Source organism: Methyloversatilis sp. XJ19-49, assembly GCF_024580145.1.
In the GTDB taxonomy this organism is placed as follows: domain Bacteria; phylum Pseudomonadota; class Gammaproteobacteria; order Burkholderiales; family Rhodocyclaceae; genus Methyloversatilis.
In genome coordinates, this window is the sequence record NZ_JANINI010000002.1 from 331,749 (window position 1) to 349,500 (window position 17,752).

The following is a 17,752-nucleotide window of genomic DNA, read 5'->3' on the forward strand; positions in this document are numbered from 1 at the left end:
GCAATAAAAAAAGAAGGCAAACAATGACCCCACCCAAACAGAAAGGTCTCGGCCGCGGGCTGGACGCGCTGCTGGCCGGTAACTCCGGCGAGTCCGGCAACGCCGGCGAGCTGCGCACGCTGGCGGTCGGCGCCCTGCAGCCTGGCAAGTACCAGCCGCGCACGCGCATGGACCCGGGCTCGCTCGAAGAGCTGGCCGAGTCGATCCGCGCGCAGGGCATCATGCAGCCCATCCTGGTGCGCGAGGTGGCGCGCGAGCGCTTCGAAATCATCGCCGGCGAACGCCGTTGGCGTGCCGCGCAACTGGCCGGGCTGACCGAAGTGCCGGCGCTGGTGCGTGAAATCGCCGACGAAGCGGCGCTGGCGATGAGCCTGATCGAGAATATCCAGCGCGAGAACCTGAATCCGCTCGAAGAGGCTGCAGGGGTACAACGGCTGATCGACGAATTCGGCATGACGCACGAACAGGCGGCGAATGCGATCGGCCGCTCGCGCTCGGCCACCACCAATCTGCTGCGACTGCTGCAGCTGGCCGAGCCGGTGCAGGAACAGCTGATCACCGGTGATCTGGACATGGGTCACGCGCGCGCGCTTCTGACGTTGCCGCGCGCCGACCAGATCGCGCTGGCCAATCGCGTCGTGGCGCAGGGCCTGACCGTGCGCGACACCGAAAAGCTGGTGGCGCAAGGCGGCGTGGCCGAACAGGGCGGCAAGCGCGCCGCCAGCGTGCCGCGCGATCTGGCGCAGCTGGAAGAGGAGCTGTCCGATCTGCTGGGCGCCGCGGTCAGTGTGCAGGCCAACGCGCGTGGCGCCGGCAAGGTCGCCATCCGTTTCAATGACCTCGACCAGCTCGACGGCCTGATCGCTCGCCTGCGCGGCTGATCGCCCAGCCCGGCGTTCTGCCGTCGTCCCGACGCCGCATGCGTTCAGCCATCGAATTCCTGCTGCTGGGTCTGGTGTGGGGGGCATCGTTCGCGTTGTACCGCGTGGCGATTCCTGAATTCGGCCTTGCGGCGACCGTAAGCCTGCGTCTGCTGCTGGCGGCGACGGCGCTTTGCCTCGTGTTCGGATCACCGTTGCGCGGCGTTGCGGCGACCGACCGGCGGCGCACGCTCGGCTGGCTCGCGCTGATCGGCGCCGGTACCACGGCGCTGCCCTTCACGCTGTTCGCCGAAACGGTCATGCGATCCAGCGCCGGCTTTGCGGCGGTGCTCAATGCCAGTTCGCCCCTCTTCTCCGCCCTGCTCGCGGTGTGCGTGTGGCGGGAGGCGCTGTCCGGCAGCAAGGCGGTCGGGCTGATGCTGGGTTTTGCCGGCGTCGCATTGCTGGCCAGCCTGCGCGAGCTCGGCCCGCTGCGCATCGGAATTGACGCCGTGCTGCTCGGTCTCGTGGGTGCTGCCTGCTACGGGCTGGGCGTTCAACTGGCGCGGCGCAAGCTCGGCGATCTGAAGGCATCGTCGGTGGCCACCGGTTTTTCGGTCACCGGCGCAGTGCTGCTGCTGCCCTGGGCGCTGGCGTCGCTGCCCGGCGCGCCGCCGTCATGGCCGGCGATCACTGCAGTGCTGGTACTCGGCTTCGTGTCGACGGCGCTTGGCAACTTCATGTATTTCCGGCTACTTGGCCGTATCGGTGCGACACCGGCGCTGAGCGTCACTTTCGTGATTCCGCCGTTCGCCATGCTGTGGGGCCACCTGCTGTTCGAGGAGGTGCCGACACCCGCCATGCTGGCCAGCACGGCCGTCATTCTGGTCGGTACGGCATTGACGCTCGGCTGGCGGCGAACCCCCGGGTGATATTCCCGGTCAACGGGCTGCACCGGACTGCCGTTATCCACAAGGGTCGGTGCGCTTCGCATGGCTTGTTCACCGTCTGCGGCTGGACTAGACTTGCGACCCGCGCCGCCGAGTTGATGCCGGAGAGCCCGGCCCCGCGATAATCATTGGTTAAACAACTGTCGAGGAACGTCATGAGAACGATCATTTCTGCCGCCGTCTGTGCCATCGCGCTCGTGAGCGCACCGGCTTTCGCCAGCAAGGACCTGGCGACCGCCAAGGGCTGTCTGGGCTGTCACGCCATTGAAAAGGCCGGCGTCCTCGGCCCGGGCTATCAGGCTGTGGCGAAGAAGTACGAAGGCCAGAAGGACGCCGAAGGCAAGCTGGCGGCCTTCATCCGTGCCGGCACTCCGGCCGGTTCCAAGCTGATGTGGGGCGGTGCGGTGCCGATGCCGGCCAATCCGGGCGTCAGCGAAGCCGACGCCAAGAAGCTGGCGGCCTGGATCCTCGCAGGCGCCAAGTAAGGCAGCAGCGCACGTATCGCAGCAGAAGGCCGGCTGGCAACAGCCGGCTTTTTCTTTTGTTGCGCCGGAATAGCGGCCCTTACACCCCCCATCATCGGGCCAACGGGCGACGTTGACCTTGCTACGCTCGCGACCGACATGTGTCTGTCAGGAGAAGTCGAGCATGAGTGCAACGGCCCCGCCGCGCGTCCGTTACGGCAAGCAGGTCACCGAATCGATCAATCAGACCCGGGTGCGCTATGTCATCCTGTTCGGCTGCGCGGTGGCGACCCCCTTCCTCTTTCCGCCGACCTGGCCGCTCGTGCTGCTCGCCGTCGCCAGCTACGCGCTGCGCATGTTCGGCGTCGAAGCCATCTACCACCGCTACTTTTCGCACCGCGCCTTCAAGTGCTCGCGCCCGGTGCAGTTCGTGCTCGCAGTGATTGCTTCGCAGTGCGGCCAGCACGGGCCGCTGTGGTGGGCATCGGTGCATCGCGTCCATCACCAGAACGTCGAACAGCCGAACGATCCGATATCGCCGCGCCAGCACGGGCTGATGCAGTCGCACGTCGGCTGGGTCTGGTGCGAGCGCTACAAGGACACCGATCTCGACGTGGTGCCCGACTTCGCCCGCTTTCCGGAAATCCTGTGGGTGAACAAGCACTACACGCTGCTCATGCTGTCCGGTGCGTTCTTCATCTGGCTGTTGGCGACGGCAGGCGCCTTCGGACCGACCGTGACCGGCGCTGCGGCGCTGATGTGGGGCTTCTTCCTGCCGACCGCACTGGGCGTGCAGACGGTGTCGCTGGTCAATTCGATCGGTCATTTCGGCCACCTGCCCGGTGGCTACCGCCGCTTCGACACCGACGACGATTCGGTCAACCGCCCGCTGCTGGCGCTGCTGACGATGGGTGGCGGCTGGCACAACAATCACCACCGCTACGGCGCCAGCGCACGCGCCGGCTTCGCCTGGTACGAAATCGACCTGACCTACTACTTCCTCAAGCTGCTGGCCATGCTGGGCATCATCCGCGACCTGCGCGACCAGCTTCCGGATGATGTGCGGGAAGAAGGCGGGCTGGCGCCGGCCGCCGCAAAGGTCGGCGACTCGCGCTGATCGGGTGTCGCACTTCTTTACAGAGTGGATGGCAGTGCTGCAACGCATCACCGGAGTGCCTTGTTCCGTTAATGCATTTTTATGACATTACTGTGATGGAACGATAGTTGCTGCGCTCCCGCATTTCGTTCCAGGAGCTCCACCATGGTCTTTCGTCGTCTTGCTCTGCCCCTGCTGCTCGCCTCGCTCGCGGGTTCTGCGCAGGCCATTCCGCTGCTCGATTTCGGCGTCGGGGATGAAGGCTTCGGCACCGAGTTCCTGCCGGCGAATGACGACGGCTCGACCAATCTGCTGGACCTGCCGTTCGACATCAACTTCTTCGGCAGCACCTACAGCACCTTCTTCGTCAACAACAACGGCAACATCACGTTCGAGTCGGCACTCGGCACCTTCACGCCGGATCCCTTCCCGTTCGCCAGCCAGCCGATGATTGCGCCGTACTGGGCCGATGTGGACACGCGTGTCGCCGGTAATCTGTGGATTCACTCGCCGAATGCCGACACCCTCGCGGTGACCTGGTCGTCCGTCGGCTACTTCGGTGACCAGATTCCCGGTGGCGGTGAAGAGGGAGGCGAAGGCGGCGGTGATACGCTGCTCGCCGCGGCCGTCGGTCCGAAGACGAACAGCTTCCAGCTGGTGCTCCGCAATCGCGCCGATACCGGGGTGGGCAACTTCGATGTGGATTTCCGCTACGAGCGCCTCGAATGGACGACCGGCGACGCCAGTGAAGGCTCGGATGGCCTGGGTGGCATTCCCGCACAGGCCGGCTACGATGCCGGTGATGGCGTCAATTTCCTGACGTTGCCCGGGTCGCGCTCCGACGCCGTGCTCGACCTGCAGCACAGCAGCAATGTGTCGGCCGAGACACCGGGACTGTGGACATTTGCGATCCGCAACGGCGCACCGCCCGGATCGTCGCCGTCGAACCCGCTGTTGCCGGTGGCCACCGATGAGGGCTGGTCGTTCACCTTCAACGTACGCCCGGGCGAAACCTTCTTCATCGACCCCGACATCGCCATCGGCTACGACTACTTCCTCGAAAGCGGTCCGCTGTTCGCCAGCGTGCTGCTGCCGGAACTGGGTGACAACGCCTACGAAGTCTGGCTGTGGAACGGTGCCGAATGGGTGTTCGCCGACAACGTGCTGGCCGGCGAGGAATACACGCTGAGCGATGGCGTCGACCGCTTCCGCGTGCTCGGCATCGAAGAAAGTCTGGCACTCGATCCGCTGAACCCGACCGCCTTCGTGACCGGACTGACCTTCGCCGGAGCCGGTGCGGTCCAGCTGTCTCAGAACCCCATCGTGCTGTCGTTGCCGGTGCCCGAGCCGGAAACGTATGCGATGTTCCTCGCCGGTCTGGGCCTGATCGTGGCGGCACGCCGCCGCGCGCGCAGCTGACGCAGGCGCGCCTCAGGAGTGCTGAAAAGCCGGCGTGCGAGCTGACGCAAGCGCACGCCGGCTTTTTTGTCGACCGTCCGTCCGGCGCCGCAGCGCACAAACAAAATTGACGCTGCTCCCGGCCGCCCGCAAAATCCGGCGCTGACCTTCTTTCAGCCTTGCGGAGACTTTCCATGACCCTGCCCTTCCCGTCGCGTCCCCTGCCTGCGCTACTCGTTCTGTCGGCCTGCCTGCTCGCGGCGTGCGGCGAGCAGTCCGATACGGCGCCGTCAGCGGCACCCGGGGGCGGCTTGCCGGCGATGGACGCGCCGCTGATCGTGCGGCTGGGTCATGTGGCCCCGCTGACCGGGCCGCAGGCGCATCTGGGCAAGGACAACGAGAACGGCGCCCGGCTGGCCATCGATGACCTGAACGCCGAGGGCTTCCAGATCGGCGACAAGCCGGCACGTTTCGAACTGCTCGGCGAAGACGACCAGGCCGATCCGCGCCAGGGCACGACCGTGGCGCAGAAGCTCGCCGATTCGCGCGTCAACGCGGTCATCGGTCACCTGAACAGCGGCACCACCATTCCGGCGTCGCGCATCTATCACGACGCAGGCATCGTTCAGGTGTCACCGTCGGCGACCAATCCGCAGTACACCCGGCAGGGTTATGCCGGCGCCTTCCGTGTATTCGCCGACGACGTGCAGCAGGGCGGCGCGCTCGGCGCCTTCGCGATGAAGAACCTGAATGCGCGGCGCATCGCCATCATCGATGACCGCACCGCCTACGGCCAGGGTCTGGCCGACGAATTCGAGAAGGCCGCCAAGGCGGCCGGCGCCGAAATCGTCACCCGCGAGTACACGACCGACAAGGCGACCGACTTCGCCTCCATCCTGACCAAGGTGAAATCGACTTCGGCCGACCTGCTGTTCTACGGCGGCATGGACACCCAGGCCGGCCCGATGGCGCGCCAGCTGAAGACGCTCAACCTGGGCATCCCCATGCTGTTCGGCGACGGCGGCTGCACGGTGGAATTCCACAAGCTGGCCGGCGAAGGCGCGGAAGGTCACTACTGTTCGCTGCCCGGCGTGCCGCTGGAAAAGATGGCCGGCGGCACCGCTTTCCGCGACCGCTACAAGGCGAAGTTCAACACCGACATCCAGCTCTACGCACCCTATGCGTATGACGCGGTGCGCGTGGTGGCCGAGGCGATGAAGAAGGCCGGCTCGACCGACCGCATGAAATTCCTGCCCGAGCTCGAACAGATCAACTACCCGGGCCTGACCGCGCAGATCGCCTTCGACGAGAAGGGCGACATCAAGAACGGCGCGGTGACGCTGTACCAGGCGAAGGCCGGTGCCTGGTCTCCGCTGGAGACGATGGGCGGCGACGCGACGCCGTAAGCGCCGCGTGGACATTTTCATCCAGCAGATCATCAATGGTCTGGTGCTCGGCAGCATCTACGCGCTGGTGGCACTGGGCTACACGATGGTCTACGGCATCCTAGGGCTGATCAATTTCGCGCACGGCGAGGTGGTGATGATCGGCGCGCTGACTGCGCTGACCGCCATCGGCCTGCTCGTGCCGTCGGGGTTGCCCGGCCCGGTGGTGGTGCTCGGCGGCCTGCTGATCGCCATTCCGGTCTGCATGGCGGTCGGCTTTTCGATCGAGCGCATCGCCTACCGGCCGCTGCGCAACGCGCCCCGGCTGGCGCCGCTGATCACCGCCATCGGCGTGTCAATCGTGCTGCAGCAGCTGGCCATGATGGGCTGGGGCCGCAACTACCACACCTTCCCGGCCATCCTGCCGACCACGCCGCACCAGGTGTTCGGCGCCGCGATCACCGACCTGCAGATCCTGATCGTCGTCACCGCCGCCGTGTTGATGGCCGCGCTGCTGTGGCTGATCACGCGCACCCGGCTCGGCCGCGCGATGCGCGCGACGTCCGAGAACCCGGCGGTGGCGCGGCTGATGGGGGTCGACGTCGACCGCGTCATCGCCTTCACCTTCGTGCTCGGCTCGGCGCTTGCGGCGGTGGCTGGCGTCATGGTCGCGGCCAATTATTCGATCGCGCACTACGCCATGGGCTTCATGCTCGGCCTGAAGGCGTTCACCGCCGCCGTGCTGGGCGGCATCGGCAATGTCGGCGGCGCCATGCTGGGCGGCCTGCTGCTGGGCATCATCGAAAGTCTGGGTGCCGGCTACATCGGCGACCTGACCGGCGGCTTCCTCGGCAGCCACTATCAGGACGTGTTCGCCTTCTTCGTACTCATCCTGGTGCTGGTGTTCCGCCCGTCCGGCCTGATGGGCGAAAAGGTAGCGGAGCGGGCATGACCCTGCCCGGCGACCCCAAACTGCGTGCCCGGCTGGGCATCGTGCTGATCGGCATCGCGCTGGCGGTGCTGCCCTTTGTCGTCGGCGCGAACTTCGGCAATTCGTGGGTGCGCATCATCGACTTCGCGCTGCTCTACGTCATGCTGGCGCTCGGTCTGAACATCGTGGTCGGCTTCGCCGGCCTGCTCGACCTGGGTTACATCGCCTTCTACGCGGTCGGCGCCTATCTGTATGCGCTGCTGTCGAGCCCGCATCTGGCCACCGCATTTCCCGCCGTGTTCGCCAGTGCGCCGGCCTGGTCCGTGTGGCTGGTGCTGCCGCTGGGTGCACTGGTCGCCGGTCTGTTCGGCGTGCTGCTCGGCACGCCGACGCTCAAGCTGCGCGGCGACTACCTCGCCATCGTCACGCTCGGCTTCGGCGAAATCATCCGCATCTTCCTGAATAACCTGAACGCGCCGCTGAACCTGACCAACGGACCGCAGGGCATCAACAACATCCAGTCGGCGGAGATCGCCGGCCAGTCGCTCGGCCGCAGCTTCGAACTGTTCGGTCTGCAGATCCCGTCGGTCACCGCGCACTACTACTTCTTCCTGGCGCTGACGCTGCTGGTCATCTTCATCTGCGTGCGCCTGCAGGATTCGCGGCTCGGCCGCGCCTGGGTCGCCATCCGCGAAGACGAACTGGCGGCGCGCGCCTGCGGCATCAATACGCGCAACGTGAAGCTGCTGGCGTTCGGGCTGGGCGCGACGTTCGGCGGCGTGGCCGGCGGCCTGTTCGCCGGCTTCCAGGGCTTCGTCAGTCCGGAGTCGTTCGGCCTGCTCGAATCCATCATGGTGCTGTGCATGGTGGTGCTGGGCGGCATGGGCCACATCGCCGGCGTCATCCTCGGCGCGCTGCTGCTGGCGTTGCTGCCCGAAGTGCTGCGCTGGGGTGCCGCACCGGTGCAGCAGTGGCTGTTCGGCAAGGTGCTGGTCGATCCGGAATCGCTGCGCCTGCTGCTGTTCGGCGTCGCGCTGGTGCTCGTGATGCGATGGCGACCGGCCGGCCTGTGGCCGTCGGCGCTGCGCAAGCGCGAACTGGCCGCACACGCGGAGGTGGCATGAGCGACCCCGCAGGCACGATCGCGCAGGAAGCCGTGCTGCTGTCGGCCAGCGGCGTGTCGAAGCGCTTCGGCGGCGTGCAGGCGCTGCGCGACGTGTCGCTGACGATACGGCGCGGCGAGGTGTATGGCCTGATCGGACCGAATGGCGCCGGCAAGACCAGCTTCTTCAACGTGCTGACCGGCCTGTACAGCCCGGACGAGGGCCGCGTCACCTTCGACGGGCGCGACCTGCCGCCGGGCGTGCCGCATCGCATCGCCGGCGCCGGCATTGCGCGCACCTTCCAGAACATCCGGCTGTTCGGCGCCATGAGCGCGCTCGAGAACGTCATGGTCGGCCGGCACATCCGGCTGCGCACCGGCGTCATCGGCGCCATCCTGCGCACGCCGGCGGCGCGCGCCGAAGAAGCGGCCACCGAAGCGCGCGCGCATGAACTGCTGCGCTATGTCGGCATCGATCAACTGGCCAACCAGCAGGCGACCCACCTGAGTTACGGCGACCAGCGCCGGCTCGAAATCGCCCGCGCGCTGGCGTCCGAACCGAAGCTGCTGGCGCTCGACGAACCGGCGGCCGGCATGAACGCCACCGAAACCGGCGGTCTGCGCACGCTGATCGAAAAGCTGCGCGGCGACGGGCTCACGGTGCTGCTGATCGAGCACGACGTGAAGCTGGTGATGGGTCTGTGCGACCGCGTGGCCGTGCTCGACTACGGCGAGAAGATCGCCGAAGACGTACCCGACGTGGTGCGCCGCCACCCGCGCGTGATCACCGCCTATCTGGGCCAGCAGGCCGACCCGGAGGCCGCCTGATGCTGGAAGTACGCGGTCTGACCGTGCACTACGGTGGCATCCGGGCGGTCAAGGGCATCGATCTCGACATCGCGGCCGGCGAGAAGGTGGCGCTGATCGGCGCCAACGGCGCCGGCAAGACCAGCACGCTGAAGGCGCTGGCGCGCATGCTGCCGGCCGGCGGCGAAGTGCGTTTCGACGGCGGTGACATTTCGCATGCCCCGCCGCACACGCTGGTCGGTCGCGGTCTGGCGCTGGTGCCGGAAGGCCGCGGCGTGTTCGCCCGTCTGTCGGTGCGCGAAAACCTCGACATGGGTGCCTATGCGCGCGACGACCGCGCCGCCATCGCGGCCGACCTCGATCGTGTCTACACGCTGCTGCCCCGGCTGAAGGAACGCGCCGGCCAGACCGCGGGCACCTTGTCTGGCGGCGAACAGCAGATGGTCGCCATCGGTCGCGCATTGATGAGCCGGCCGCGCCTGCTGCTGCTCGACGAGCCGTCGATGGGCCTGTCGCCGGTCATGGTCGATACCGTGTTCGGCGTCATCCGCGACATCGCGCGCGACGGTGTCACCCTGCTGCTGGTCGAACAGAACGCGCGCCTTGCGTTGTCACTGTGCGACCGCGGCTATGTCATGGACAGCGGGCGCATCACGCTGGCCGCCAACTCAGCCGAACTGCTCGACAACCCCGCCGTGCGCGCCGCCTACCTGGGCGAGTGAGAAGACAGCCGCCGCCGACCGGCGCAGCGATGTGTGCAATCGGCTGATCGAACAGAACATGGCTGTCATCGACAGCCTGCGCGACGGTCGCTGACCGACTCGCAGGCTGCCTTGCTGCAACGACGTTCAGGCCCTGGTGCGGCGGCGACGCGCCACCATCAGCAGCAGGCCCAGACCGGCGCCCATCATCACTACCGACGACGGCTCCGGTACCGCGCTGATCTGCAGGAAGGGGCGCAGCGAGGCATCGGCCGACGCCGACGAGGCGTACAGCGCGCCGACATAGCGGCTGTTGCCGTCAACGTCGAATTCCACCACGTCGCGCTGCGCCAGCAGCACACCGTAGTTCGACGACGGATTGTCGAGCCAGTTGCGCACCAGCGCCGTGGCATCGAAGCTGACCCAGGTATTCACGCTGTTCTGCACCGTGCTCGAGCTGGCCGCCATGGCGGTCATCGGCGCCGTTTCCCAGGTCACGCTGCTTTCGTTCCACGCTTCGAGGACCTGGAACATTTCGGTGGTCGCGGGATGTTCGGCACTCGGGCTTTCGAACGGCGACAGCGACGGCACGCCATACAGGTTGATCGTCGCGCTGCCGACGCCGGCCGACGTCAGGTTTAGCAGCCCGAGGTCGAAGCGGATCAGGGTTTTGGTGTCGTGCGCCCGCTCGACGCCGCCTTCGCCGAAACGCGGGTCGGTGTCCGCGGTGCCGAGGAAGTTGCCGAATGGCACGGCGGCCGGCGGGTTCAGCGCCGACAGCGTGGTCGTGTCGAGATTGGTGCGGCGCGGGGCCGGAATGCCGAATACACCGTCGATGCCGAATTCGTAGATGAACACGTCTTCGCTGGACGCTTCGTCCGGCTGCAGCGTGACATTGACGGCGGCATTCGCGGCGTGACCGAACGACAGGGCGGCTGCGAGGACAGCCGGTGCAAACAGGGTTGAAGCTTTCATCTGAACCTCCGGAGTGTTGTGGGGTGACTGCGTCATGCGGGAACCGGACCCGTGTCGACGACACGGTCAGGCTCGCGACGTCTACGCAGCCACTGCGCCGTCAGATGCAATGTCACCCTCGATCATCGACGGTGGGGCAGCGATTGATGCCATCGACATGAACGGGTTAAGCTTGGCGTCCCGCTTCCCGAGGAACCGTCAGCATGGTCCGCCTGCCCGCATGGCTGCGCCTCGTGCTGTGCACACTGCTGTCAATGCCGGCTGCGCTGGCGGCGCCGCCCGCACTGATGCACGCGCAGCGCCATCACGACGGCATCGATCCGGCCGCCTACTGGGTCAGCGAAAAACTGGACGGGGTGCGCGCCGTGTGGGACGGGCGGGTACTGCGCTTTCGCAGCGGGCGCCCGATTGCGGCGCCGGTCTGGTTCACCGGGTCCTTGCCCGCGCTGCCGCTCGATGGCGAACTGTGGATCGCCCGTGGCCGCTTCGATGTGCTGTCCGGCATTGTTCGACGCGATGCGCCGGACGATGACGACTGGCAGCCGGTGCGCTACCTGCTGTTCGACCTGCCGGGCGCACCGGGCGACTTCAGCCAGCGTCTCGAGCGCCTGACCCGCATCGTCGCCGACGCGGGCCTGCCCTGGCTGCAGATCGTGCCGCAGTGGCGCGTGGCCGACCGGGCCGAACTGGCGTTGCGCTTCGACGAGGTGGTCGCCGGTGGCGGCGAAGGGCTGATGCTGCACCGGGCCGACGCGCTGTGGACCGCGGGGCGCAGCGATACGCTGCTCAAGCTCACGCCCTTTCTTGACGCCGAAGCGACCGTGATCGGTCACGTGCCGGGCAAGGGCCGGCACCGCGGCCGGCTCGGCGCGCTCGAGGTGGTGGATGCCGAAGGCCGGCGCTTTCGCATCGGCAGCGGCTTGAGCGACGCGGCACGCGCCGCGCCGCCGGCCATCGGTGCGCAGGTGACCTACCGCTACCGCGAACTGACCGCCCGCGGCCTGCCGCGCTTCCCGGTTTTTGTCCGGGTGCGCGACCTGCCGTAGCGTCTTCCGTGGGAGCTGCGATCCACGGTTGGCCCTGCATGGCCAACCGGCTCCGCGGGCGGCGCGCAGTGCTCGCCGAAACCCCTGCTCCGCCCTTGTGGGAGCGGCGGCCTCGCCGCGATGCGCACTCTGCCCCGCGATGGTCGCTGATCTGATCGCGACGGGGCCGTCGCTCCCACAGTCGCTGCGCTTGAGGGCTTGCTGTGGTCTCCGGGCGCGCTGCCCATGTGGGCGCGGCGATCCACGGTTGGCCCTGCATGGCCAACCGGCTCCGCGGGCGGCGAGCAGTGCTCGCCGAAACCCCCGCTCCGCCCTTGTGGGAGCGGCGGCCTCGCCGCGATGCGCACTTCGCACTGCGATGGTCACGGCTCTGATCGCGACGGGGCCGTCGCTCCCACAGTCCCTGCGCTTGAGGGCTCGCCGTGGTCTCCGCGCTCAGTTCTTCGCGAACGGCGTCGGGCGGGGCGTGCTGTCGGCTGACGGCGGCAGGATGGGCAGAGTGAAGCTGGGCTGGTCACCGGTCAGTGTCTTCAGAAAAGCCACGATGCGCGCGTTCTCGTCCGGCGAGAACTTCCGGCCCAGTTGCAGCCGATCCATGATGGTGACCGATTCGGCCAGCGTATTGGCCGCACCGTCGTGGAAGTAGGGGTAGGTCAATTCCACGTTGCGCAGCGTCGGCACCTTGAAGTTGAAACGGTCGATGTCCTTGCCGGTCACCGCCGAGCGGCCTTCGCCCGAACTCGTGGACTTGTACGGCTCGACCAGCCCCAGCTTCTGGAATGTCGCGCCACGGACCGCCTCGCCGTTGTGGCAGGCGATGCAGCCACTGTCCTTGAACAGCTCCTAGCCGGCCAGCCACTGGTCGAAACGCGAGTTCGGCGTCACCGGCGTCTTCTCGAATTCTGCGATCGCCAGCGTCACCTGGTCGATGTCGATCTCCTCCTTGACGAACACCTGGTGGAACTCGCGCAATTTGACCGACCACCGCGTGGCCAATCTGGAGTCAAACCAGACTGATCAACGTCAGCGATGCTTTCGGTCAGCGCAATCATGCCGACGCGGCCAGAAAGGCCATCAGCGCGGCGCGTGCCGGTGGCAGCGCGGCACTCAGGTCATGCTCGGCATCGAGGGAAATCAGCGGTGTGCCAGGCCGCGCGGCCACCAGCCGGTGTGCTTCGCTGATCGGAACGGTGCTGTCGCGCAAACCGTGCGCCAGCAGCACCGGGCAGCGGACTTTTGGCAGCGTGGCCAGCGGCGCAATGTCGTCGAAGCGCGCGCCGATCACGCGCTGCACGTGGCGCGTGATCAGCGCGCCGAAGGGGCGCCACGGTATGCCCATCGCCGAGAGGTGGCGCCGCATCATGTCCTGCGGGTGCGCGAAAGCCGACAGGCTGATCACCGCCTGCGCACGCGGCCGGCGGCTGGCTTCCAGCAGCACCGCGGCGGCGCCGACCGAATGGCCGATCAGCGACAGCCGCGCCGGATCGACGTCATCACGCGCGCACAGCCAGTCCAGCCCGCTGGCCACGTCGTCGGCGAAGCGCGGCAGCGACATGAAGTCGATGTCATCGCTGTCTCCATGGCCGCGCGCATCGATCAGCAACACCGCATGTCCGGCCTCGTGCAGCGGGCGGGCGAGTGGCAGCATCATCGAGGCGTTCGCGCCCCAGCCGTGCATGACCAGCGCGGCCGGTGCGCGTCCGGCGGTGTCTGCCGGCACGAACCAGCCGTGCAGGCGTCGGCCATCGCAGGCCGTCAACCAGACGGTGACCGCCGGCAGTCCGAAGTCTGCCGGCGTGGTCGCATGCGGCTCGCGGGTGGCCGCAAAGCGTCGCAGCAGCCAGCGGCGCCAGGGCGAGGCGCTCACTCGGGTACGCAGATGCGCCCGTGCAGCGCCGCCTGCACGGTTTTCGTCACCAGTGCGACCAGCACCAGCGTGAGCACCGCAAGCAGCGCAAGTGCCAGCACACCGTAGAAGCCCTGACCGGTGCGTACGCCCATTTCGAAGGTGGCGATGGTCATTGCCGCCAGCGGAAACGAATACGCCCAGGCAGAAATGAAGAACGGCAGGCGGAAGAAGCGCAGCGCATTGCTGGCCAGCAGCAGCGTCAGGAACAGCGCACAGAAGTACAGGATGCGCGCGAACGCATCGACCTCGCCGCTCAGCGCGACATACGACAGGAAGCCGACCGACGGGGGTGCGATCAGGATGAACAGCGTCGGCGCAAGACGTGCCGGCAAGGGTTCGTGAAAGAACAGGCGGTACAGCACCAGCGTCATCAGCACGATCCAGAACACGAGACCGATGCTGAAGAAGAACCAGCTCACATCGGCCGGTGCAAAGCGCACGCCCACGATGGGCACCAGGATGTTGCCGACCACCGGGATGAACCAGGCCGGGTTGGCGTGCTGTATCGCGTAGTGTGTGTGGTGCAGCCAGCTGCTCATGACGTACAGCGTGAAGCCGAGTTGCAGCGCGGCACCGATGCGCCACATCCGGCTGGCCGCTGCAGGCGCGTCGGGCGCCCACGCAATCGCCAGCAGGATGAGTCCGATCGAGATGGCCGGAAAGAAATTCAGCCGCACCGGGTGCCGTCGCTCCGCCGCCACCTCGGCCGGATGACGCACCAGTTTGGCGGCGTACATCGCGAGCAGGAAGAGGTAGAGCGCCGACGCCATCCAGCGCAGCAGCTGCGTGATCTCGACGGGTGCGCCGAGCGCGTGGTACGCCTTCATCCACGCGATTGCAAGTCCGGCAGTCCCCATCACGATGGCGAACAGCGACACCGGAAAGTGGGCCAGGCGACCGGCATGCGCTGCGGTTTCGTTGAAGGTGGCGTCACTCATGGCTTTTTTTCCTCGCGTTGATCGTCGGTTCCGGCGGCCACGCCGGTGGCCGGTCGGATACCGGCTTGTTGCCTACAGCGACCTGGTCGAGAAGTACCAGTCCACCGTGTCGTAGCCTTCCGACGCACGCTTTTCAGCGGCTTCGGCGGTTTTCGGCGGTGGCACGATGACCGGCTGGCCCGGGCACCAGTTTTCCGGCGTGGCGACGCCATTGGCATCAGAGGTCTGGAGTGCGGTCAGCAGGCGCACGAATTCGTCGATGCTGCGGCCATTGCTCATCGGGTAATACACCATCGCGCGCAGCACGCCATTCGGGTCGATGAAGAAGGTGGCGCGCACGGCCTGCGTGTCGGCGGCACCCGGATGCACCATGCCGTAGGCGCGGGCGACGTCCATCTTCAGGTCTTCGATGATCGGAAACGGAATGTCGACGCCGAACTTCTCCTTGATGTTGCGCACCCAGGCGAGGTGGGAGAACAGGCTGTCGATCGACAGGCCCAGCAGTTCGCAGCCCATCCCGGCGAATTTCGGAGCCGCCTTGGCGAAGGCGATGAATTCGGTCGTGCACACCGGCGTGAAGTCGGCCGGGTGCGAGAACAGGATGAGCCACTTGCCGCGGTAGTCCTCCAGCTTGCGGTCACCGTGCGTGGTACGGGCGCTGAAGGCCGGAGCTGGTTCGTTCAGGCGCGGGAAGGTCGATTGCTGGGTGTTGTCCATTTCAGTTCTCCATGTCTCGAATGCATGTGCCGGTGCGGTGTCGTCTGCCCGGCGGATCAGGTCGACCACGCAGTGCGCGGCCGGCATGTCGTGTTATCAAGTTGTGTGCCACCTGTTCGGGTTCGATGAATATCTGGAGAAACAAAATAATTTCAATAGCTTGAAGCCATTCCCCTGCGCGTGACAAAGTCATTTCGGGCTGCCAGGGCAGCGTGCGGCAGTGCACCTGACTGCCAAACATGGCGCTCCTGCCCGTCATGTCGGGCACATCTGCCGTGTCACCGCGACTGGCGCATCGAAGCACGATCAGAACACGGCGACGGCGCGTGCTGCCATCGCACTGACGGCGTTGGCAGCCTCGCTGCCAAAGGCAGCCGGATCCGCTGGGTGCTACCGCATGAGCGGCCCTGCATCCCACTGATTCAATGGGCGTTCTGCTCTGGTGAGCGCGGCTGGCACGACCTTTGATAGGACAGTGCACGACATCCTTCGCGCACTGCCGAGCCCACCGTGTATTTCCACCCGATCGAAGACCCTGACGCTGGCCATATCGGTTATCTGCTGGCCGATGCCGGCTCGCTGGACGCCGTCATCATCGATCCGCCGCCGCGCAGTACCGAACTGCTGCTTGCGTTGCTGGCCGAGCGCCGATTCCGGCTGAGCCACGTGCTGCGCACCCATGTCCATGCCAGCCAGCCGCTGAACTGCAGCGCGCTGAGCGAGCTGACCGGTGCCACGCTGGTCATCGCCGATGGCGTCGGCATCAATGCCGCCTGCCCGGCGAAGGTCGAGCGCGCGGTGCACGGCAGCACGCTGGTGTTCGGCCAGGAGGTGCTGCGCGTGCTGGCCACGCCCGGCCACACCGCGCACTGCGTGAGCTATCTGTGGCGTGATCGCCTGTTCTGCGGCGATGCCTTCGATCTGGGCAGCTGCGCCGATGGAGACGATGACGCCGATGCCGGCCTGCTGTACGACAGCCTGACCTGCCGCCTCTTCATGCTGCCGGAACAGACCCTGGTGTTTCCGGCCCATCCGCTGCGCGGCCGCCGCGTGGCCACGCTGGGCGAACTGCGCCTGCGCAGCGCACCGCTGCTCGCCGGCAGTCGCGACGCCTTCATCACCGACATGACATCCAGACGCGCCGCACTGCTGCGGCACGCGCGTCCTTCGCCCCCGGCGAAGCGGCGCTGAAACGCCACGCCTTCCACTCACCACCCGGAGACTTACCCATGAAGAAAGTACTCGTCACCCTCGCACTCGCCACCCTGTCGTCGGTCGCACTCGCCGACAAGCAGGCCGTCACCGTCATCCTCAGCGCCGAAAGCGGCATGACCCAGGGCATGGCCATGGTGCTGGCCAACCAGATGCAGGAACAGGGCGGTCAGGTCGATATCCTGCTGTGCGACAAGGCCGGCGACCTCGCGCTGAAGGGCGCCGGCGGCACGCCGCTCAAGCCCAAGGACGTCACGCCCGCGCAACTGCTGGATGCCGCCATGAAGAAGGGTGCCACCGCCTCCGTGTGCGCCATCTACCTGCCGAACACCGGCCACAAGCCGGACATGCTGAAGGACGGCATCGCGCCGGCCAAGCCGGATGCCATGGGTCGTGCGCTGATGGAACCGAACCGCAAGATCGTTGCATTCTGATCGTCGCGGCGGGCGGTCTGCGGAAAGTGGGCCGTCTGCGTCCGCTCACCGACCGGCCGCCCGGCGCATGCTTGCCCAGACCCTCCTTTTCAGCCTGATCGGCAGCCTCGGCGCGATCGCCGGTTCGGCACTCCTGCTGCTGTTCGCCCCGCGCCGGCGCGAATGGCTGCTGCCGGCACTGATCAGCTATGCCACCGGCACGCTGCTCGGCGCCGCATTTCTCGGCATGATCCCGTCCAGCCTGCAGCAGGCGCCGGCGCACGCCGTGTCGGCCACCGTGCTGGCCGGCATCGTGCTGTTCTTCGCGCTGGAAAAGGCCGTGCTGTGGCGGCACTGCCACGACGCCGAATGCCCGGCCCATGGCGCCACCGGTCCGCTCATACTGATCGGCGATGCCTTCCACAACTTCGTCGACGGCGTGGTGATCGCCGCCGGCTTCCACGTGTCGCCGGCGGTCGGCGTGGCCACCGCGGTGGCCGTGATCGCCCACGAACTGCCGCAGGAAATCGGCGACTTCGCGCTCCTGCTGGGCCACGGCTATGGTGCGCGCAAGGCGTTGCTGCTCAACGCGCTGTCGGCCTCCGCCACGCTCCCGGGCGCGCTGCTCGGCCACTTCTGGCTGGCCGAGGCGCGCGCCGCCGTGCCCTGGGTGCTTGCCCTGTCGGCCGCCAGCTTCATCTACATCGCCGTGTCCGACCTGATGCCGCGCCTGCACCGCACGCTCGCACTCAGGGATTCGCTGCGCGATGGTGGGCTGCTGCTGCTGGGGATTGCCACCATTGCGCTGTTGCGGATGGGGCATTGAAGCTTCAGGCGTTGTGGTGTCG

At 67.0% G+C, this 17,752-nt stretch carries 20 protein-coding genes; 14 read left to right on the forward strand and 6 right to left on the reverse strand.

Features of this window, described 5'->3' with window-relative positions; genetic code table 11:
* The first annotated feature begins 23 nt into the window (after window positions 1-23).
* The 10 genes from NMQ16_RS04180 to NMQ16_RS04225 all read left to right on the forward strand — a co-directional run bounded on the left by NMQ16_RS04180 (window position 24) and on the right by NMQ16_RS04225 (window position 9,715).
* The gene (locus NMQ16_RS04180) at window positions 24-881 is read left to right on the forward strand and encodes a ParB/RepB/Spo0J family partition protein (protein ID WP_257079232.1); all 858 of its coding nucleotides are present in this window, start codon (window positions 24-26) and stop codon (window positions 879-881) included.
* 38 nt (window positions 882-919) lie between these two features.
* Window positions 920-1,792 carry a DMT family transporter gene (locus NMQ16_RS04185; protein ID WP_257079233.1) on the forward strand — a complete coding sequence of 291 codons (873 nt, stop codon included), beginning with the start codon at window positions 920-922 and terminating at the stop codon, window positions 1,790-1,792.
* A 173-nt stretch (window positions 1,793-1,965) separates the two neighbouring features.
* Window positions 1,966-2,295 (forward strand): c-type cytochrome, encoded by a 330-nt coding sequence (locus NMQ16_RS04190; protein WP_257079234.1) that lies wholly within the window; start codon window positions 1,966-1,968, stop codon window positions 2,293-2,295.
* Window positions 2,296-2,458: 163 nt separating this feature from the next.
* Window positions 2,459-3,391 (forward strand): acyl-CoA desaturase, encoded by a 933-nt coding sequence (locus NMQ16_RS04195; protein WP_257079235.1) that lies wholly within the window; start codon window positions 2,459-2,461, stop codon window positions 3,389-3,391.
* A 144-nt stretch (window positions 3,392-3,535) separates the two neighbouring features.
* A complete protein-coding gene (locus tag NMQ16_RS04200; RefSeq protein ID WP_257079236.1) occupies window positions 3,536-4,789 on the forward strand; it encodes a nidogen-like domain-containing protein in 1,254 nt (417 codons plus the stop codon).
* A 173-nt stretch (window positions 4,790-4,962) separates the two neighbouring features.
* Entirely contained in the window at window positions 4,963-6,174 is a 1,212-nt protein-coding gene (locus tag NMQ16_RS04205; protein WP_257079237.1) for a branched-chain amino acid ABC transporter substrate-binding protein, read from the forward strand.
* 7 nt (window positions 6,175-6,181) lie between these two features.
* Complete coding sequence (locus NMQ16_RS04210; RefSeq protein ID WP_257079238.1) at window positions 6,182-7,105, forward strand: branched-chain amino acid ABC transporter permease; 924 nt, start codon at window positions 6,182-6,184, stop codon at window positions 7,103-7,105.
* A 2-nt stretch (window positions 7,106-7,107) separates the two neighbouring features.
* Window positions 7,108-8,208 carry an ABC transporter ATP-binding protein gene (locus NMQ16_RS04215; protein WP_257079307.1) on the forward strand — a complete coding sequence of 367 codons (1,101 nt, stop codon included), beginning with the start codon at window positions 7,108-7,110 and terminating at the stop codon, window positions 8,206-8,208.
* A complete protein-coding gene (locus tag NMQ16_RS04220; protein ID WP_257079239.1) occupies window positions 8,205-9,014 on the forward strand; it encodes an ABC transporter ATP-binding protein in 810 nt (269 codons plus the stop codon). Before NMQ16_RS04215 ends, NMQ16_RS04220 begins: the two co-directional genes overlap by 4 nt.
* Window positions 9,014-9,715, forward strand: a complete 702-nt coding sequence (locus NMQ16_RS04225; RefSeq protein ID WP_257079240.1) for an ABC transporter ATP-binding protein — start codon at window positions 9,014-9,016, stop codon at window positions 9,713-9,715. The genes NMQ16_RS04220 and NMQ16_RS04225 overlap by 1 nt, the downstream gene beginning before the upstream one ends.
* Before the next feature lie 126 nt (window positions 9,716-9,841).
* Here the strand turns inward: NMQ16_RS04225 and NMQ16_RS04230 are convergent, their stop codons facing one another.
* Window positions 9,842-10,669, reverse strand: coding sequence for a DNRLRE domain-containing protein (locus NMQ16_RS04230; RefSeq protein WP_257079241.1), 828 nt, complete (start codon window positions 10,667-10,669; stop codon window positions 9,842-9,844).
* Between the two features lie 203 nt (window positions 10,670-10,872).
* Between NMQ16_RS04230 and NMQ16_RS04235 the strand changes: the two genes are divergently transcribed.
* On the forward strand, window positions 10,873-11,715 hold the full coding sequence (locus NMQ16_RS04235) for a DNA ligase (RefSeq protein WP_257079242.1): 843 nt from the start codon (window positions 10,873-10,875) through the stop codon (window positions 11,713-11,715).
* 435 nt (window positions 11,716-12,150) lie between these two features.
* On the opposite strand, the gene NMQ16_RS04240 is transcribed toward NMQ16_RS04235, so the two are convergent.
* From NMQ16_RS04240 to NMQ16_RS04255, 5 genes are all read right to left on the reverse strand, one after another.
* Window positions 12,151-12,555 (reverse strand): cytochrome-c peroxidase, encoded by a 405-nt coding sequence (locus NMQ16_RS04240; protein ID WP_306441682.1) that lies wholly within the window; start codon window positions 12,553-12,555, stop codon window positions 12,151-12,153.
* A gap of 3 nt (window positions 12,556-12,558) precedes the next feature.
* Complete coding sequence (locus NMQ16_RS19205) at window positions 12,559-12,711, reverse strand: cytochrome c peroxidase (protein ID WP_306441652.1); 153 nt, start codon at window positions 12,709-12,711, stop codon at window positions 12,559-12,561.
* A 52-nt stretch (window positions 12,712-12,763) separates the two neighbouring features.
* On the reverse strand, window positions 12,764-13,582 hold the full coding sequence (locus NMQ16_RS04245; RefSeq protein WP_257079243.1) for an alpha/beta fold hydrolase: 819 nt from the start codon (window positions 13,580-13,582) through the stop codon (window positions 12,764-12,766).
* Window positions 13,579-14,562, reverse strand: a complete 984-nt coding sequence (locus tag NMQ16_RS04250; RefSeq protein ID WP_257079244.1) for an SLAC1 anion channel family protein — start codon at window positions 14,560-14,562, stop codon at window positions 13,579-13,581. Before NMQ16_RS04250 ends, NMQ16_RS04245 begins: the two co-directional genes overlap by 4 nt.
* Before the next feature lie 72 nt (window positions 14,563-14,634).
* Complete coding sequence (locus NMQ16_RS04255; protein ID WP_257079245.1) at window positions 14,635-15,279, reverse strand: peroxiredoxin; 645 nt, start codon at window positions 15,277-15,279, stop codon at window positions 14,635-14,637.
* 510 nt (window positions 15,280-15,789) lie between these two features.
* Here NMQ16_RS04255 and NMQ16_RS04260 point away from each other — a divergent pair.
* From NMQ16_RS04260 to NMQ16_RS04270, 3 genes are all read left to right on the forward strand, one after another.
* On the forward strand, window positions 15,790-16,470 hold the full coding sequence (locus tag NMQ16_RS04260; protein ID WP_257079246.1) for an MBL fold metallo-hydrolase: 681 nt from the start codon (window positions 15,790-15,792) through the stop codon (window positions 16,468-16,470).
* A 38-nt stretch (window positions 16,471-16,508) separates the two neighbouring features.
* On the forward strand, window positions 16,509-16,925 hold the full coding sequence (locus NMQ16_RS04265; RefSeq protein ID WP_257079247.1) for a hypothetical protein: 417 nt from the start codon (window positions 16,509-16,511) through the stop codon (window positions 16,923-16,925).
* 67 nt (window positions 16,926-16,992) lie between these two features.
* Window positions 16,993-17,730 carry a ZIP family metal transporter gene (locus NMQ16_RS04270; RefSeq protein ID WP_257079248.1) on the forward strand — a complete coding sequence of 246 codons (738 nt, stop codon included), beginning with the start codon at window positions 16,993-16,995 and terminating at the stop codon, window positions 17,728-17,730.
* The last annotated feature ends 22 nt before the right edge of the window (window positions 17,731-17,752 follow it).

Coding starts and splice junctions, on each gene's coding strand:
- NMQ16_RS04180 (WP_257079232.1), top strand. CDS start 24: ATGACCCCACCCAAACAGAAAGGTCTCGGCCGCGGGCTGGACGCGCTG.
- NMQ16_RS04185 (WP_257079233.1), top strand. CDS start 920: ATGCGTTCAGCCATCGAATTCCTGCTGCTGGGTCTGGTGTGGGGGGCA.
- NMQ16_RS04190 (WP_257079234.1), top strand. CDS start 1,966: ATGAGAACGATCATTTCTGCCGCCGTCTGTGCCATCGCGCTCGTGAGC.
- NMQ16_RS04195 (WP_257079235.1), top strand. CDS start 2,459: ATGAGTGCAACGGCCCCGCCGCGCGTCCGTTACGGCAAGCAGGTCACC.
- NMQ16_RS04200 (WP_257079236.1), top strand. CDS start 3,536: ATGGTCTTTCGTCGTCTTGCTCTGCCCCTGCTGCTCGCCTCGCTCGCG.
- NMQ16_RS04205 (WP_257079237.1), top strand. CDS start 4,963: ATGACCCTGCCCTTCCCGTCGCGTCCCCTGCCTGCGCTACTCGTTCTG.
- NMQ16_RS04220 (WP_257079239.1), top strand. CDS start 8,205: ATGAGCGACCCCGCAGGCACGATCGCGCAGGAAGCCGTGCTGCTGTCG.
- NMQ16_RS04225 (WP_257079240.1), top strand. CDS start 9,014: ATGCTGGAAGTACGCGGTCTGACCGTGCACTACGGTGGCATCCGGGCG.
- NMQ16_RS04230 (WP_257079241.1), bottom strand. CDS start 10,669: ATGAAAGCTTCAACCCTGTTTGCACCGGCTGTCCTCGCAGCCGCCCTG.
- NMQ16_RS04235 (WP_257079242.1), top strand. CDS start 10,873: ATGGTCCGCCTGCCCGCATGGCTGCGCCTCGTGCTGTGCACACTGCTG.
- NMQ16_RS04250 (WP_257079244.1), bottom strand. CDS start 14,562: ATGAGTGACGCCACCTTCAACGAAACCGCAGCGCATGCCGGTCGCCTG.
- NMQ16_RS04255 (WP_257079245.1), bottom strand. CDS start 15,279: ATGGACAACACCCAGCAATCGACCTTCCCGCGCCTGAACGAACCAGCT.
- NMQ16_RS04265 (WP_257079247.1), top strand. CDS start 16,509: ATGAAGAAAGTACTCGTCACCCTCGCACTCGCCACCCTGTCGTCGGTC.
- NMQ16_RS04270 (WP_257079248.1), top strand. CDS start 16,993: ATGCTTGCCCAGACCCTCCTTTTCAGCCTGATCGGCAGCCTCGGCGCG.